Annotated in this window: 17 protein-coding genes; 10 read left to right on the top strand and 7 right to left on the bottom strand. The window is 78.1% G+C overall.

The window, feature by feature from the left end:
• Positions 1-21 precede the first annotated feature (21 nt).
• The 3 genes from ACRYMN_RS16395 (at position 22) to ACRYMN_RS16385 (ending at position 2,777) form a co-directional block, all read left to right on the top strand.
• A complete protein-coding gene (locus ACRYMN_RS16395) occupies positions 22-432 on the top strand; it encodes a PPOX class F420-dependent oxidoreductase (RefSeq protein WP_432497361.1) in 411 nt (136 codons plus the stop codon).
• 341 nt (positions 433-773) lie between these two features.
• Entirely contained in the window at positions 774-2,492 is a 1,719-nt protein-coding gene (locus tag ACRYMN_RS16390) for a P-loop domain-containing protein (protein WP_432497318.1), read from the top strand.
• A 57-nt stretch (positions 2,493-2,549) separates the two neighbouring features.
• Complete coding sequence (locus ACRYMN_RS16385; RefSeq protein WP_432497316.1) at positions 2,550-2,777, top strand: hypothetical protein; 228 nt, start codon at positions 2,550-2,552, stop codon at positions 2,775-2,777.
• Here the strand turns inward: ACRYMN_RS16385 and mscL are convergent.
• Positions 2,774-3,220, bottom strand: a complete 447-nt coding sequence (gene mscL, locus ACRYMN_RS16380; protein WP_432497313.1) for a large conductance mechanosensitive channel protein MscL — start codon at positions 3,218-3,220, stop codon at positions 2,774-2,776. The two genes, ACRYMN_RS16385 and mscL, sit on opposite strands and share 4 nt — an antisense overlap.
• A 47-nt stretch (positions 3,221-3,267) precedes the next feature.
• Here mscL and ACRYMN_RS16375 point away from each other — a divergent pair, with 47 nt between their 5' ends.
• The gene (locus tag ACRYMN_RS16375) at positions 3,268-4,392 is read left to right on the top strand and encodes a lycopene cyclase family protein (protein ID WP_432497310.1); all 1,125 of its coding nucleotides are present in this window, start codon (positions 3,268-3,270) and stop codon (positions 4,390-4,392) included.
• Positions 4,393-4,441: 49 nt separating this feature from the next.
• On the opposite strand, the gene ACRYMN_RS16370 is transcribed toward ACRYMN_RS16375, so the two are convergent.
• Complete coding sequence (locus ACRYMN_RS16370) at positions 4,442-5,065, bottom strand: hypothetical protein (RefSeq protein WP_432497307.1); 624 nt, start codon at positions 5,063-5,065, stop codon at positions 4,442-4,444.
• A 195-nt stretch (positions 5,066-5,260) separates the two neighbouring features.
• Between ACRYMN_RS16370 and ACRYMN_RS16365 the strand changes: the two genes are divergently transcribed.
• Entirely contained in the window at positions 5,261-5,512 is a 252-nt protein-coding gene (locus tag ACRYMN_RS16365) for a hypothetical protein (RefSeq protein ID WP_432497305.1), read from the top strand.
• 25 nt (positions 5,513-5,537) lie between these two features.
• Here the strand turns inward: ACRYMN_RS16365 and ACRYMN_RS16360 are convergent, their stop codons facing one another.
• Genes ACRYMN_RS16360 through ACRYMN_RS16350 form a run of 3 tightly spaced genes read right to left on the bottom strand, consistent with a single transcriptional unit; the run spans position 5,538 to position 8,445 of the window.
• Entirely contained in the window at positions 5,538-6,269 is a 732-nt protein-coding gene (locus tag ACRYMN_RS16360; RefSeq protein ID WP_432497303.1) for a GerMN domain-containing protein, read from the bottom strand.
• Positions 6,266-7,687 carry a HAMP domain-containing sensor histidine kinase gene (locus ACRYMN_RS16355; protein ID WP_432497300.1) on the bottom strand — a complete coding sequence of 474 codons (1,422 nt, stop codon included), beginning with the start codon at positions 7,685-7,687 and terminating at the stop codon, positions 6,266-6,268. The genes ACRYMN_RS16360 and ACRYMN_RS16355 overlap by 4 nt, the downstream gene beginning before the upstream one ends.
• A 59-nt stretch (positions 7,688-7,746) precedes the next feature.
• Entirely contained in the window at positions 7,747-8,445 is a 699-nt protein-coding gene (locus tag ACRYMN_RS16350; RefSeq protein ID WP_432497298.1) for a winged helix-turn-helix domain-containing protein, read from the bottom strand.
• 199 nt (positions 8,446-8,644) lie between these two features.
• On the opposite strand from ACRYMN_RS16350, the gene ACRYMN_RS16345 reads away from it, so the two are divergent.
• From ACRYMN_RS16345 to ACRYMN_RS16330, 4 genes are all read left to right on the top strand, one after another.
• Entirely contained in the window at positions 8,645-9,010 is a 366-nt protein-coding gene (locus tag ACRYMN_RS16345) for an STAS domain-containing protein (protein ID WP_432497295.1), read from the top strand.
• A 75-nt stretch (positions 9,011-9,085) separates the two neighbouring features.
• Positions 9,086-9,256 (top strand): hypothetical protein, encoded by a 171-nt coding sequence (locus ACRYMN_RS16340; protein WP_432497293.1) that lies wholly within the window; start codon positions 9,086-9,088, stop codon positions 9,254-9,256.
• A gap of 189 nt (positions 9,257-9,445) precedes the next feature.
• A complete protein-coding gene (locus tag ACRYMN_RS16335) occupies positions 9,446-10,207 on the top strand; it encodes a hypothetical protein (RefSeq protein WP_432497290.1) in 762 nt (253 codons plus the stop codon).
• Positions 10,204-10,908 (top strand): DUF4166 domain-containing protein, encoded by a 705-nt coding sequence (locus ACRYMN_RS16330; protein ID WP_432497287.1) that lies wholly within the window; start codon positions 10,204-10,206, stop codon positions 10,906-10,908. Before ACRYMN_RS16335 ends, ACRYMN_RS16330 begins: the two co-directional genes overlap by 4 nt.
• 21 nt (positions 10,909-10,929) lie before the next feature.
• Here the strand turns inward: ACRYMN_RS16330 and ACRYMN_RS16325 are convergent, their stop codons facing one another.
• Entirely contained in the window at positions 10,930-12,306 is a 1,377-nt protein-coding gene (locus ACRYMN_RS16325; RefSeq protein ID WP_432497359.1) for a sugar porter family MFS transporter, read from the bottom strand.
• 255 nt (positions 12,307-12,561) lie between these two features.
• A complete protein-coding gene (locus tag ACRYMN_RS16320; protein ID WP_432497285.1) occupies positions 12,562-13,512 on the bottom strand; it encodes a GlxA family transcriptional regulator in 951 nt (316 codons plus the stop codon).
• 189 nt (positions 13,513-13,701) lie between these two features.
• Between ACRYMN_RS16320 and ACRYMN_RS16315 the strand changes: the two genes are divergently transcribed.
• Entirely contained in the window at positions 13,702-14,070 is a 369-nt protein-coding gene (locus tag ACRYMN_RS16315; protein WP_432497282.1) for a cupin domain-containing protein, read from the top strand.
• The last annotated feature ends 144 nt before the right edge of the window (positions 14,071-14,214 follow it).

Raw genomic sequence — 14,214 nt, 5'->3', positions numbered from 1 at the left:
GTCACGGACCGCGAGCGGGCGCTGCTGGAGCTCGTCGCCTCGCGGCGCGAGAGCGTCCTGGTGACCCTCAAGCGCGACGGGCGCCCGCAGCTGTCCAACGTCACCCACCACTACGACCCGGCCCGGCGCCTGGTGCGCGTGTCGATCACCGCCGACCGCGCGAAGTCGCGCAACCTCGAGCGCGACCCGCGCGCCTCGCTGCACGTGACGTCCCCGGACTTCTGGTCCTGGACGGTCGTGGAGGGCGACGCCGAGCTGACCCCCGTGGCCGAGCGCGAGGACGACGCCACCGTCGAGGAGCTGGTGGACCTGTACCGGGCGCTGGCCGGGGAGCACCCGGACTGGGACGACTACCGCGCGGCGATGGTGCGCGACCGCCGCCGGGTGGTGCGCCTGCCGGTGGGCCGCGCCTACGGGCAGCTGCCCGGCTGAGGGCCGGGCCGAGCGGCGCGGGGCCCCGGGGACGACGAGAGGGCCGGGTCCCCCCGGACCCGGCCCTCGTCGTCCGCGCTGCGCGCGGTGAGCAGGAGAGCTGGTGCGGCGCCCGGTGGCCGGCCCCCCGGCCACCGGACGCGACACCGCGTTCCCCCCTGCGAGCCCAGCTCGCACCACCTGGTTCCCCCCGGACCCGGTGCGAGTCCCCCCGGACTCGAGTCCCCCCGGACTCAGCCACCACATCGCTCCCCCGCGTCGCGGTGTTACACCCGTCCTGTCCCCCTTTCGGGGCATCCCTGGCGCGCACCCGTGACGCGCTGCGCTCGTAGGGTCGTCGGGTGCCCCGACCCGTGCCCGAGGCCCGCGACGAGGGGGGCGGCGACCTCGCCGCGGCGCTGCACCGCCTGCACGACGCCCCCTACGCGCGCTACCGCTCCCTGACCGGCCGGCGCTGGCCGCTGCTGCCCGGCGCGACGTTCGAGCTGGTGCGCGCCCAGGCCGACCCCTTCGCCCCGCCCACCCGCGGCGAGGTGCGCGTGGAGGCGGCCGCGGCCGGCTTCACCGGGCTGGACCTGCACGTGCCGGCGCGCCGGCGCGCGCTGGCCGGGTACCTGGCCCGCCGGGCCCGCGCGGCGGCCGGGCAGGTCTTCCGCGTCGACGCCGGCGGGCAGGAGGTGCTGCAGCGCAGCTCCTGCGAGGTGGGCGCCGACGGCTCGCTCGTGCTGCGCCTGAGCCACCACCTGCCCGGCCCGCGCCGGCGCGTCGACGGGCGCACCGCCGCGCGCGAGCTGACCGGGCTGCTGCCGCAGCTGGTGCGCTCGGCGCTGCTGGCCGCGGCGCTGGACGCGCGGGAGGTGCGTGCCTTCGTCGACGCGGTGGAGGACGCCTCCGTGCTGCGCGCGCGCCTGCCGGAGCTGGGGCTGGTGGCGTTCGTGGCCGACGGCTCGGTGCTGCCGCGGCGCAGCGGCGTGGACCCGCGCCCGGCGCTGGACGCGGTGCCGTTCACCGCCCCGCCGTCGCTGCGGGTGGCGGTGGACCTGCCGCACCGCGGCCGCGTCACGGGCGCGGGCGTGCCCGAGGGGGTCACCGTCGTCGTCGGCGGCGGCTTCCACGGCAAGTCCACCCTGCTGGCGGCGCTGCGCGAGGGCGTGCACGACCACGTGCCCGGCGACGGGCGCGAGCTGGTCGTCACCGTCGCCGACGCCGCGGCCGTGCGCGCCGAGGACGGCCGCGCGGTCGCGCGCGTGGACGTCGGCGCGTTCGTCACCGGCCTGCCCGGCGGGCTGGACCCGCACGACTTCAGCACCGCCGACGCCTCCGGCTCCACCTCGCAGGCCGCGGCGGTCGTCGAGGCGGTCGAGGCGGGCAGCCGGCTGCTGCTGGTGGACGAGGACACCGCCGCGACGAACCTCATGGTGCGCGACGCGCGCATGCAGGCGCTGGTGGCCAAGGCCGCCGAGCCGCTGAACCCGTTCGTGGACCTGGTGCGCCCCCTGCGCGCCGCGCACGGGGTCTCCACGGTGCTCGTGGTGGGCGCCTCCGGCGACTTCCTCGACGTCGCCGACCGGGTGCTGCTCATGCGCGACTTCCGCTGCGAGGACGTCACCGAGCGCGCCCGGCAGGTCGCGGCCACGCCCTCGGGGCGGGCGGTGGAGGCCGGCGGGTTCCCGCCGGTGCGCCACCGCGTGGTCGACCCGCGCTCGCTGGACGCCACCGCGCGCGGGCGGCGCCGGGTGGGCGCGCGCGGCACCGACGCGCTGCTGCTGGGCGAGCACGAGGTGGACGTGCGGGCGGTGCGGCAGTTCACCGACGCCTCGCAGGTCGCCGGCGCCGGGTACGCGCTGGACCACCTGGCCGCCGCCGGGCTGCTGGACGGGCGCCGCACGCTGGCCGAGGCGCTGGAGCTGCTGGCCGCGGACCTGGAGGGCCCGGTGCAGCGCTGGACCGGCGGGGCGAGCGCCGACGTGGCGGTGCCGCGCCCGCACGAGGTGGCCGCCGCCCTGAACCGCCTGCGCGGCGTGCGCGTGCTGGAGCTGCGCGGGGCCCGCGGCGGGTGAGCCCCGCGCGGCGGGGCTCGGGTGGCGGGGGTGCGGGCGGGCGGTCAGGGTGGGGGCGTGAGCACGCCGAACGAGCCGACCGACGAGCAGCTGGACGCGAGCACGCCGAACCCCGGTCCGCAGCCGTCCCCGCCGCGCAGCGCCGACGACCCGCTGGGCGTCACCGAGGACGCCGCCGACGGCACCGGCGCGGGCAACCCGCTGGAGGGGGTGCTCATCGACGCGCGCGACGCCGAGCAGGCCGTCGCCGGCGACGAGGGCCCGGAGAGCCCCTCCGGGCGCTAGGCCCCCGGACCCGCCGGGCCGCCCGCCGCACCGGCGTCGCGCTGCTGCGCGAGCAGGTCGCGGATCTCCGTGAGCAGGCGCACGTCCTCGCTGGGGGCGGCCGGTGCGGGGGCCTGCTGCTCCTTGCGCAGCGCCAGCAGCCGGTTGACCGGCGTGACGATGAGGAAGTACACGACGGCGGCGACGAGGACGAGGTTCAGGACGTCGCCGAGGATCGAGCCGAGCTGGACCTGCACGGGCTGGCCGTCGACCTCGCGCAGCGTCACGGGCCACAGCCCGTCCAGGTCCGGCGCGCCGCCGACCGCGGCGATGAGCGGGTTGACGAGGTTGTCGACGAGCGAGGTGACCACCCCGGTGAACGCCGCACCGATGACGACGGCCACCGCGAGGTCGATGACGTTGCCCCGCAGGACGAAGTCGCGGAAACCGGTGACGAGCTTCACGGGTGCCTCCTGGGGCGGGCGGGGACGGGCGCTGCGACCCTAGGGCGGTGAGCGCACCACCGGTCAACGGCGTCGTCGTGGTCGGCCTGGGCGCGGCGGGCGCGAGCCTGGCGTGGCGGCTGGCCGGCTCGGGCGTGCCGCTGCGGGTGGTGGAGGCGCCCGGCGCCTCGGGCCGGCGCACGCAGCCGCGCACCTGGTGCACGTGGGGCGCGGACGGCCCCGGCCCCTTCGGGCACCTGGTCGCCGCGTCCTGGCCGCGCGTGCGCGTGGTGCCGCGGCGCGGCGCGGACGTGGTGGCGCACCTGGGCGGCTGGCGGTACCGGATGCTGCGCTCGGGCGACCTGGACGCGGCGGTGCGCGAGCGCCTGGCCGGCGCCGGTGTCGCGGTGGAGGAGGCCGTCGTCGAGGACGCCGCGGACCTGCGCGCGCCCGGCTGGACGGTGGTGGACACCCGGCCCGTGCCGGTGCCGCGCACGGGCCGCACCCTGCTGCTGCAGCACTTCCTGGGCTGGCGGGTGCGCGCGGCGCGCCCGGTGTTCGACGCCTCCACCGTCACGCTCATGGACTTCCGCCTGCCGCAGCCGGCCGGCGGGGTCGCGTTCGGGTACGTGCTGCCGACCTCCGCGCACGAGGCGCTGGTGGAGTACACGGAGTTCTCCGGCGAGGTGCTGGGCGCCGAGCGCTACGAGGAGCTGCTGCGCGCGTACCTGCACCGCAGCGGCACCGGCGAGGTGGAGGTGCTGGGCACCGAGCACGGCGTCATCCCCATGACGGACGCGCGCTTCCCGCCCTCGGGCGTGCCCGGGGTGCTGCGCTGGGGCGCGGCGGCGGGCTCGGTGCGCCCCTCGACGGGCTACGCGTTCAGCGCCCTGCAGCGCCAGGCGGACGTGCTGGCCGAGCGGGCGCGGGCGGGCGCGGCGCTGGTGCTGCCCCCGCCGCACCGGCGCCGCCACCTGCTCATGGACTCGCTGCTGCTGGAGGCGCTGGCCGGCGGGCGCGTGGAGGGCGCGGAGTTCTTCACGAGGATGTTCGAGCGCAACCCGGTCCAGCGCGCGCTGGGCTTCCTCGACGGCGCCACCGGTCCCGCCGACGACCTGCGCCTGATGGCCACTTCCCCGCGCGGCGCGATGCTGCGCACCGTGCTCGGGCGGGCGCTGCCCACCGGCCGCTGAGCGGCCTCCCGGGCACCGCCGCCGGGCGCGACCGGCGGGGCGGCCGGCCTCAGACGACCGTGCCGCGCTCGAAGAACCAGGCCACCGTCAGCGCCACCGGGTCCACCACGCCGTCGCGGGCGGTGCTGCGCGCGCCGTCGGCGGCCGCGCGGTAGGCGGCCGTCAGGGCGGTGATCGCCGGCACGCCGGCCGCCTCGGCACCGGCCAGGGCCCGCGCCGCCGGGGCCATCGCCTGCAGCACCGGCGGGCCGCCGTCCGCGCCGGCGTGGGCGACGTGCTCGGCGGCCAGCGCGAGCTCGTGGGTGCCCAGGTGCTCGGGGCAGGCCTCGGCCAGCTCGCTGAACCACGCGTTGAGCGGCTGCAGCGGGCCCTCCGTGCGCGAGGCCCCGCGCGCCACCGCGGTGAACACCTCGCACGGCGTGGGGTCCGGCGGCAGCCCCCCCACCTCGGCGTCGGCGGCCAGCACGGTCTGCAGGACCGTCTCCACCACGAACCCCGCGGCGCCGTCGAACTCGCCGCGCCGGGCGAGCACCTCGTCGCGGAACCCGCTCCACCAGGCTAGCACCCGCCGGCCGTCCAGGTCGGCCGCGCGCGTGCCGCGCACGGGCCCCACCGGTCGTCCCTCGTGCAGGACCTGCAGGAGGTCCCGCTCCACCTGCGCCCGAGCGTCCACGTCGCCCTCACCGTCCTCCACGTCGAGGTGCCCACGAGCGTGGCACGCCGGGGGGTGCACCGCGACCCGACCCGCAGCCGGTGACGGTGGGTAGTCACCCGTTCGGCGGTCGCCCCCTCAAGCGTGCTCCCGGGCGCACCGAAGGCTGAGGTGTCGGTGACGCTCCGTCCCGATCACGTCAGGAGGAGAGTCACCGTGTCCGTGCCCCGCGCCCTCGCCGCCCTCGCCCTCGCCGGCTCCGTGCTCGCCGGTACCGCCGCCCTGGCGCCCGCCGCCTCGGCCGCCCCGGCCGCGAAGCCCGTCGTGAAGGTGGTCGCCAAGACCCCCGCCAAGACCCCCGCGACGACCCCCGCGAAGGCCGCCGCGAAGCCCGTCGTGGACGCCGGTCACCTGCGCGACGCCTCGAAGGGCCACCTGCGCGACGTCTCCGAGGGCCACCTGCGCTGACCCGCCCGCGCGGTGCCCGGCGCGCTCACGGAGCCAGCAGCGGCGCGTAGTCCGCGGCGGTGACCGGCGCCGCCGTGCGCTCCCCGCCCGGCAGCGGCACCTCCAGCACCTCCCCGTCGCGCAGCAGCTGCACCGCCTCCACGCCGGGGGCGGTGGTGGCGGTCAGCACCACCTGCCCCACCGCCAGCGGCAGCCGGTCCGGGGCGAGGTTCTCCCCGAGCCCGCTCACCTCCACCCGCGCGGTGCCGTCCACGACGCCGGCGACGCGCAGCACCGCCTCGGTGCCCAGGGCGCTGTCCAGGCCCTGGGCGCGCTCGCGCTCGCCGGGCCCCGCCGACAGCCGGCGCAGCAGCGCCCCCAGGCGCTCGTCCTCGACGCTCTCCGGCCCGCCCGGCGTGGCGGGCGTGGCGGGGTCGGCGGGCGTGGCGGGGTCGGTGGGCGTGGCGGGCAGCAGGGTGTCCGCCGCGCCGGCCGGCGCCCCCAGGGCCACCGGCACGAGCAGCTGCTCGGTGTCCAGGAAGAACACCCGCGCCCCGGTGGCGGTGCCCGTCGTGCGGGTGCCGTCGCCGGGCGCCGGCGACGGCGGCTGCAGCAGCCCGTAGGGCACCTCCGACGGCGGGATGGTGCGCACCCGCTCGTGCGCCGGGGTCCCGCACCCGCCCACCGCGAGCAGCACCGCCGCGAGCACGGCCGCGAGTACCGCCGGCAGCACCGCCCCCGGTGCGCCCGCGCGCCCGTCCCGGGCGCCGCCGCTCACGCGCGCTCCCGGTGCCCGGTGCCGCCGGGCCCGCCACCGGGCCCGCCGCCGGGCCCACCGCCGTTCGCGCCGTCGGCGGCGTCCGCCGCGGGCAGCTCGACGACGAAGCGCGCCCCGCCCGCGGGGGAGGCCGTGCAGCGCACCGTGCCGCCGTGCGCGCGCACGCTCTCGGCCACCAGGCTCAGCCCCAGCCCGGCGCCGGGCAGCGAGCCGCGCGAGCCGGCGCGCGCGAACCGCTCGAACACCCGCTGGCGGTCCGCGATCGGCACGCCGGGCCCGGCGTCGTCGACGAGCACCAGCACCCGGTCACCGGTGCGGCGCACCTCCACCGCGAGCAACCCCTCGCCGTGCCGGTCGGCGTTGTCGAAGAGGTTCACCAGCGCGCGGCCCACCTGCCGGGCGTCCACGCGCACCGCCGTGCTCGCACCGCGCCCGTCCGAGCCGCCGCCGGCGCGCACCGGCACCGCGGGGCGGCCGCTGGCGTCGAGGACCTGCCGGGCCAGGGTGGCGACGTCCACGAGGGTGCGCTCGCGCGCGGCGGGGCCGGACTCCAGGCGGCCCAGCTCCAGCAGGTCGTCGAGGGTGCGCGCGAAGCGGTCCAGCTCGCGGCCGACGAGGTCCAGGGCCCGCTGCGAGCGCTCGGGCAGCTCCTCGCGGCGGCGCTGCAGCAGCCCGACGCTGGTGACCAGGGTGGTCAGCGGCGAGCGCAGCTCGTGGCTGACGTCGGCGCTGAAGCGCACCTCGCGCTGGATCTGCTCCTCCAGGGCGTCGACCATGCTGTTGAACGAGCCGACGATCGTGGCCAGGTCCGGGTCGTCGGTGACCGGCAGGCGGGTGCCCAGCTCCCCGCCGGCGATGCGCGCGGCGGTGCGGGCCACCGCGTGCAGCGGCGCCACCGCCCGGCCGGAGGCCCACACCCCCAGCACCGCCCCGCCCGCGGCGGTGGACAGCGCGAACGCGGCCAGCGCGGTGCGCACGGCGGCCAGGGTGCGCTCGAGCTCCTCGGTGACGGTGACCTCGTAGAACTCCGCCCCCACCGCCGGCAGCGGCACCCCCACCGCGAGCACGGGCCGGCCGTCCACCCGCGCCCACGTCACCGCCACCCCGCCGGCGGCCACCTGCCCGCGCAGGCCGGCGGGCACGTCGTCGGCGCCGGTGTCCAGGGAGCTGGAGTACCAGTTGCCGCCGCGGCGCACGAGCAGGTCCGAGCCGCCGGGCGGGGAGACGGCGGCCAGCACGTCGCCCACCGGCAGCCCGGCGGTGCGCAACCCGTCGCGCACCGAGGAGGCGTCGACGAAGGCCTGGCGCACGGCGGTCTCCTCGCGCTGGTCCAGCAGGTACTGGCGCGTGACGGCGTGCGTGCCGAGCGCCGCCAGCGTCGCCAGGCCGGTGGCGCCCAGCGTGAAGGACAGCGTCACCCCGGCGCGCAGCCCCCGCGGCCGCCACCGGCGCAGCGCGGCGACCGCCGGGCGCGCGCTCAGCGCCGGTCCAGCCGGTAGCCCAGGCCGCGCACGGTCGTCACCAGCCGCGGCACGGACGGGTCGGACTCGACCTTGGTGCGCAGCCGGCGCACGTGCACGTCGACGATGCGCTCGTCGCCGAAGAAGCCGCGCTCCCACACGCGCTCGAGCAGCACCTGCCGGCTCAGCACCCGCCCGGGCGCCCCGGCCAGCTCGCGCAGCAGCCGGAACTCCGTGACGGTCAGGTGCAGCTCGCGCTCGCCGCGGCGCACGGTGCCGGCGGCGGCGTCGAGCACGAGCGGGCCGTCCACCGAGTCCAGCACCACCGCGTCCTCGGCGGGCGCGGTGGACTCCGCGCGCCGGCGCAGCGCGCGCAGCCGCGCGAACAGCTCCGGCAGGTCGAACGGCTTGGTCACGTAGTCGTCGGCCCCGGCCTCCAGGGCCGCGACGATGTCGCTCTTGCCGTGCCGGGCGGAGAGCACGATGACGGGGGCGTCGCACAGCGGGCGCACCCGCCGGATGAAGGTGAACCCGTCGATGCCGCCGAGCATGAGGTCGACGACGAGCACGTCGGGCTGCGGGCCGCCGGCGACGGCGGCCAGGGCCTCCTCCGCGCCCGCGCAGCCGGTGACGAGGTAGCCCTCGTCCTCCAGCGCCAGCGTCAGCGACGTCCTGATCCCGTCGTCGTCGTCGAGCACGAGCACGCGCGGGGGCACCCCGGCATGGTGCCAGCGCGGCGCGCGCGGCCGGGACCGCCCGGGACGGCGCAGCGGTGATCGTCACACGATCGCAAAGGGGACGAGCGGCGAACCGCAACACGCGCCCGGCAGGCTGGCGCCACGCCCCGCCGCCGGAGGGCCGGGGCGGCCAACGCCCCGCGCCGCACCCGGCGCGGGACCGACGGGGAGGGTGGACGTGGCCGCGCTGCGCGTGCTCGACCGGGCCGGGGCCACCGGCGCGGGCGCCGGGGACCGCCCCGAGGACGGCACCACCGTCCTCGTCCTCGACGACGACGCGGCGCAGGCGCCCGGGCGGGGGGTCGGCGCCCTGCGCCGCGAGCTGGGCGAGGCGCTCGACGGCGGCTGCTCCACCCTCGTGGTCGACGTCTCCGGCGTCGACCACCTGTCCTCGGCGGTCGTGGCGCTGCTCCTGCGGGCCAAGCGCCGCTGCCGGGCGCGCGGCGGGCGGGTGGTGCTGCGCGGCCCGTCGCGCGGCGCCGTGGAGGTCCTGCACCGCACCGGGCTGGCCCCGCTGTTCGACGTCGAGCCCGCCGGGCGCTGACCGCACCACCCCCACCCGCACGAGTTCCTGCTCCAGCTCCGCTCCAGCCCGCGCCCCACCCCCCGAGGAGGCACCGTGGACACCTTCACCGCCGAGCTCACCGCCCAGGTCGAGCTCGCCCTGGCCGAGCAGCGCGCCGCCGAGGAGCGCGGCGACACCGACGCCGCCGAGGACGCCGCCGGCCGCGTGCTGGACCTGCGCGAGCTGCACGCGCGCAGCACCGGACCCCTCGCCGCCCCGGCCTGAGCGCCGGGACGGGGAGGTCCCGGCCGCGGGGAAGGGCGGCCGGGGGCGGGGAGGCAGCGGGCCGACGGCGTCCCGCTGCCTCCCCGTCGCGCGCGGGTCCCACCGGGCCGCCGCGCCACCGCCGCGGCGGGTGGGTGCACCGCACCGTCCCCACCCGGGCGGGTGCACCGGTCCGCTAGCGTCGGCGGGGTGGCGCGGCCGCTGTACGTCGAGACGCTGGTGCGCTGCGACGCGGACCGGTTGTGGCACCTGACGCAGGCGCCGCGGCTGCACCCGCGCTGGGACCTGCGCTTCTCCGCGATCGAGCCCACCGCGCGCGACGCGGACGGCCACCAGCGCTTCACCCACTCCCTGTCCCTGCCGCACCCGCGCGCCGCGCTGCTGACCGTGACCGGCACCGGGGTGTCGGTGGGGGAGCGGCGCGACGCCGCCGGCCGCGGCACCTCGGCGCTGCGCTTCCGCCCGCACGGGCGGCTGTCGCCGCTGGGGGAGGGCTCGGGGTACTGGCGCTACGTGCCCACCGCGCAGGGTGTGCGCTTCCTCACCGGCTACGACTACGCCCCCGGCTGGGGGCGCGCGGGCGCGCTGCTGGACCCGCTGCTGGTGCGCCCGGCGGTCGGGTGGGCCACCGCGTGGAGCTTCGACCGGCTGCGCCTGTGGGCCGAGGACGGCGTGGACCCGGCCCGCGCGCGCGACCGGGCGCTGCTCGACGTGGCCGCCCGCTCGGCCTGCCTGGGGGTGGCCGCCGCGGTGGCGCTGGGCCGGCGGCGCACCGCCCGGCCCGCGCTGCTCGCCGCGGCCCTGGCCGCGGCGCTCGCGGCGGTGGCGGTGCCGGTGGCGCCCGGCACCCCGTCGGCGCGCCGCTGCCTGCGCCGGGCGCCCGACCGGGCCTCGGCCACGGCACCGGAGCGGCTGGCCGCCTTGCCCGCCCCCGCCGGGCGGGCGGCGTGAGCGCCGCGGTGCCGGACGCGGCCGGCAGCGTGGTGCTCGGCGCGCTGGGACGGGACGCCGAGCGCCTGCACCCGATGCTGCGCCGGCGCTTCGGGGTCTCCACCGCCGCGGGGTACTCCTGCGTCGGGCGCGGGGTGATGGACCGCGTCTGGCACGGGCCGTCGTGGACGCTGCCGTTCCTGCACCTGGGGGCGTGGCGCAACATCCTGGTGCCCGACTCCGGCACGGACGTGCCGTTCAGCGTGGAGAACTACGCCTACGTGGACTCGCTGGGCCGCGAGACCGTCACCGTCGTGCGCACGTTCGAGATCGCCCCGGGCAGGCGGCGCCGCTTCGACGCGACCCTGGTGGCCGACGGGCCCGGGCGCGTCCTGGACTACCTGGGCACCCACCAGCACCTGGCGGTGGACCTGCGCCCGTCCGTGCTGCCGGACGGCAGCCTGCGCATCGTCTCCGGTGCGCAGCGCTTCTACGAGGGACCGGTGGGGTTCCGCTTCCCGATGGCGCTGTCGGGCACCGCCGTGCTGACCGAGGGGTTCGACGACGCGCGGGGCAGGTACACGATCGACGTGCGGGTGGGCAACCGGCGCTTCGGCCCGCTGGTGGGCTACCGGGGCAGCTTCACGTGCGAGTTCCCCGAGGTGGTCGGCGAGGCGGTGCCGGCGGCGGTGCGCCCGCTGCGCGAGGAGCGGCGCCGCTGACCCCCCGCCCTGGCGCGCCCGTCAGCGGGCGGCGGCGCTCTCGCGCTCGGGGTGGGCGAAGTCGGCGGGGCGGAAGCGGCCCTGCGAGAGCCGGGACTCGATCTGCTCCAGGCTGCGCCCGGTCAGCTCGGGCATCTTGCGGAAGAGGAAGACGAAGGCGAGGACGTTGAAGGCGGCGTACAGCCAGAAGGTCTGCCCGGTGCCGATGGTGTCGATGGTGCTCAGCAGCGTCAGGGTGATGAGCAGGTTGGTGCCCCACAGCGAGGCCGACTGCGCGGCCGCGCCGGCCGCGCGGGTGGCCAGCGGGTAGATCTCCGAACCGGTCAGCCAGCCCATGAGCTGGATGCCGCCGGCGGTGAAGGCCATGAACGCCACCAGCGTGGCGACGATGTAGGGCACCTGCTCGGGGCCGTCGTTGCCGGTGACGAAGAACGTGCCGAGCACGACGAGCGCCAGGGCGGCGCCCGGCAGGGTCAGCAGCGTCAGGCGGCGCCGGCCCACGCGGTCGATGATCGCCAGGCCGATGAGCTGGGTGAGCAGGTAGGTGGCGCCCAGGGCGACGGAGACGCGCAGCGCCGCGCCGTCGGAGAAGCCGTTGTCGGTGAGGATCGTCGGCGAGTAGTAGACGATCATCTCGATGCCGGAGAGCTGGGTGAAGACCGCCAGCCCGCACCCGACGACCAGCGCCGGGCGCACCCACGCCTCGCGCAGGCCCCGCCAGCCCCTCGTGCTGGCCTCGCCCTCGGCGCGCACCAGGTCGCCGATCTCCTCCAGCTCGCCGGAGACGTCCGCACCGCGCGGGCGCACCCGCTCCAGGGACCGGCGCGCGTCGTCGGTGCGCCCGGCCCCGGTGAGCCAGCGCGGGCTCTCCGGCAGGCGCAGCATGAGCACGAGCATGACCGCCGCGGGCACGGCGGCCGCGCCGATCGCGACGCGCCAGTCCACCAGCTCGCTGGCGCCGACGAGGGTGGCGGTGAGGATGCCGACGCCGATGGCGATCTGGAAGCACAGCACCAGCCGGCCGCGGTACCTCGTCGGGGCCAGCTCGGCGACGTACACGGGGGCGGTCTGCGTCGCGCCGCCCACGGCGAAGCCGAGCACCAGGCGCGCCAGCGAGAGCGTGACCGGGTCCGGCGCCAGCGCGGCGGCGGTGCTGCCGACGACGAACACCACCGCGACGATGAGCAGCGTGCCCCGGCGGCCGCGCCGCTCCCCGAGCCGGCTGCACACCAGCGCCCCGATCACGGCGCCGGCGAGGATCGAGGCCGCGATGACCTGCTCCCAGCCGTTGCCGATGCCGAACTCGTCGCTGATCTGCAGCAGCGCGCCGGAGATGATGCCGGTGTCGTAGCCGTACAGCAGGCCGGAGACCGCCGAGACCAGCGCGACGACCACCACGGCGCCGGTCAGGCCGCCGCCCGCGTCGGCGGTGGTGCCGGCGTCCCCGCGCGCCGGTGCGCGCCCGTGCTCCCGAGAGGCGGCCATGGGTCCTCCGACGTCGTCGTGGGTGGTGCCGGCTGGTGATCGCGCTTCGTCCAGCGAAGCACCTCGACGCACCCGCCGCCCGTCGACGCCCCTCCCGGTCCCGGCCACCGCCGCAGCACCGCGCCGCTCCCGGGAGCCGAGCACGTGCGGGTCGCCGGGCGCGTCCCGTCACCCCACCGGTCCCGAACTCGCGGAGAACCGCTTGCGGTAGTCCGACGGGCTCAGCCCCACCTGCCTCTTCAGCACGCTGCGCAGGTTGGCCGCCGACCCCAGTCCCGCCCGCCGCGCCACCACGTCGATCGAGGTGTCGTCGCGCTCGAGCAACCGGCACGCCAGCGCGACGCGCTGAGCCGTCAGCCACGCCAGAGGGGTCGTGCCCACCTCCTGGCGGAAGCGGCGGTGCAGCGAGCTCACGCTCGTCCCCGCGCGCCCGGCCAGGTCCGCCACGGTCAGGGGCCGGTCGAGCGCCTCCCCCGCCCAGGCCAGCACCGGCGCCAGCGAGCGGTCCACGTGGGCGGGGACCGGCCGTGGCACGAACTGGCGCTGGCCGCCGTCGCGGAAGGCGGCGAAGACGAGGTGCCGGCTGACCTGGTTGGCCACCTCCGCGCCGTGGTCGCTGCGCACCACGTGCAGCGCCAGGTCCAGGGCCGCGGCGCTGCCGGCGGAGGTGAGCACGTCCCCGTCGTCGACGAAGAGGACGTCCGGCTCGACCCGGACCCCCGGGTAGCGCTGGGCGAAGGTGCCCGCGAGGTCCCAGTGCACCGCCGCGCGGCGCCCGTCCAGGACGCCGGCCTCGGCCAGGGTGAAGGCACCGGTGCACAGCCCCACCAGCCGGGTGCCGCGCCGGTGCGCGCGCCGGATCGCGTCGAGGACACGCGGACGCGTCGGGTCGTCGTGGTGCGGCCGGTTCGGCACGATCACCGTCTGCGCCTGCTCGAGGTCGGTCAGCGTCCCGGCCGCCTGGATCGTGAAGAGGCCGTCGCGCATCCGCACGCCCCGGCGAGGGGCCACCACCCGGAAGTCGTACAGGGCCCGGCCGATGCCCGGACGCACGGGCGCGCCGAACACCTCGCAGGCGCACCCCACCTCGAAGGGGTTGGAGCCGGCGTCGACGATCATGGCGACGCGGTGCGCGCCGGGTGCCTCCGATCGCCACGATCCTTGCGACACGTGGCATTCCTACCACTTCCCGGGCGAGCACCCACCGCGGACCATCGTTCCCGGCCCCGCGCGACGGATCGACACGACGAGGTCGACACGACGGGTCGACGCGACGGGGTCGACACGACCGACGGAGGCGAACAGCGCGTGCTGCAGAAGATCACCCCGGCCGAGGAGGCCGCGGGGTTGACGGAGTTCTGGTCCCAGCGGGTCCTGGCCTCGGCCAACGGCGACCTGTTCAAGGTGGCCAGGGGGACGGGGTCGACGGAGTGGCACAGCCACGACGACCAGGACGAGACGTTCCTGCTCCTGTCCGGCGAACTCACCGTCCAGCTGCGCGACGGCGACGTCGTGCTGAGCCCGGGCGACCTGCTGGTCGTCCCGCGCGGCGTGGAGCACCGCCCCAGGGCGGAGGGGGAGGCCCGGTTCCTGCTCGTCGGCCCGGAGGTCACCTCGACCGCGGCCGGGGGGAAGCCGGCCTGGAGCTACGCGGGCGGAGCCCCGGACCGTTCCTGACCACCGCGCGCGGCCCGCGCGCGCGAGGGGTCGAGGGCGATGCCGTCGATCGCGGCGTCGGCGATGCGGTTCAGCGTCGCGGCGTCGACGCCCGCCCTGGTGAGGGCCTCCAGCCCGCGGTGCGTGGTGACGACCAGGCCACCG

It is taken from the genome of Kineococcus gypseus, assembly GCF_050871305.1.
GTDB lineage: Bacteria > Actinomycetota > Actinomycetes > Actinomycetales > Kineococcaceae > Kineococcus > Kineococcus gypseus.
The sequence above is the reverse complement of the archived record's forward strand: the minus strand, read 5'-3'. Positions and strand labels throughout refer to the sequence as shown.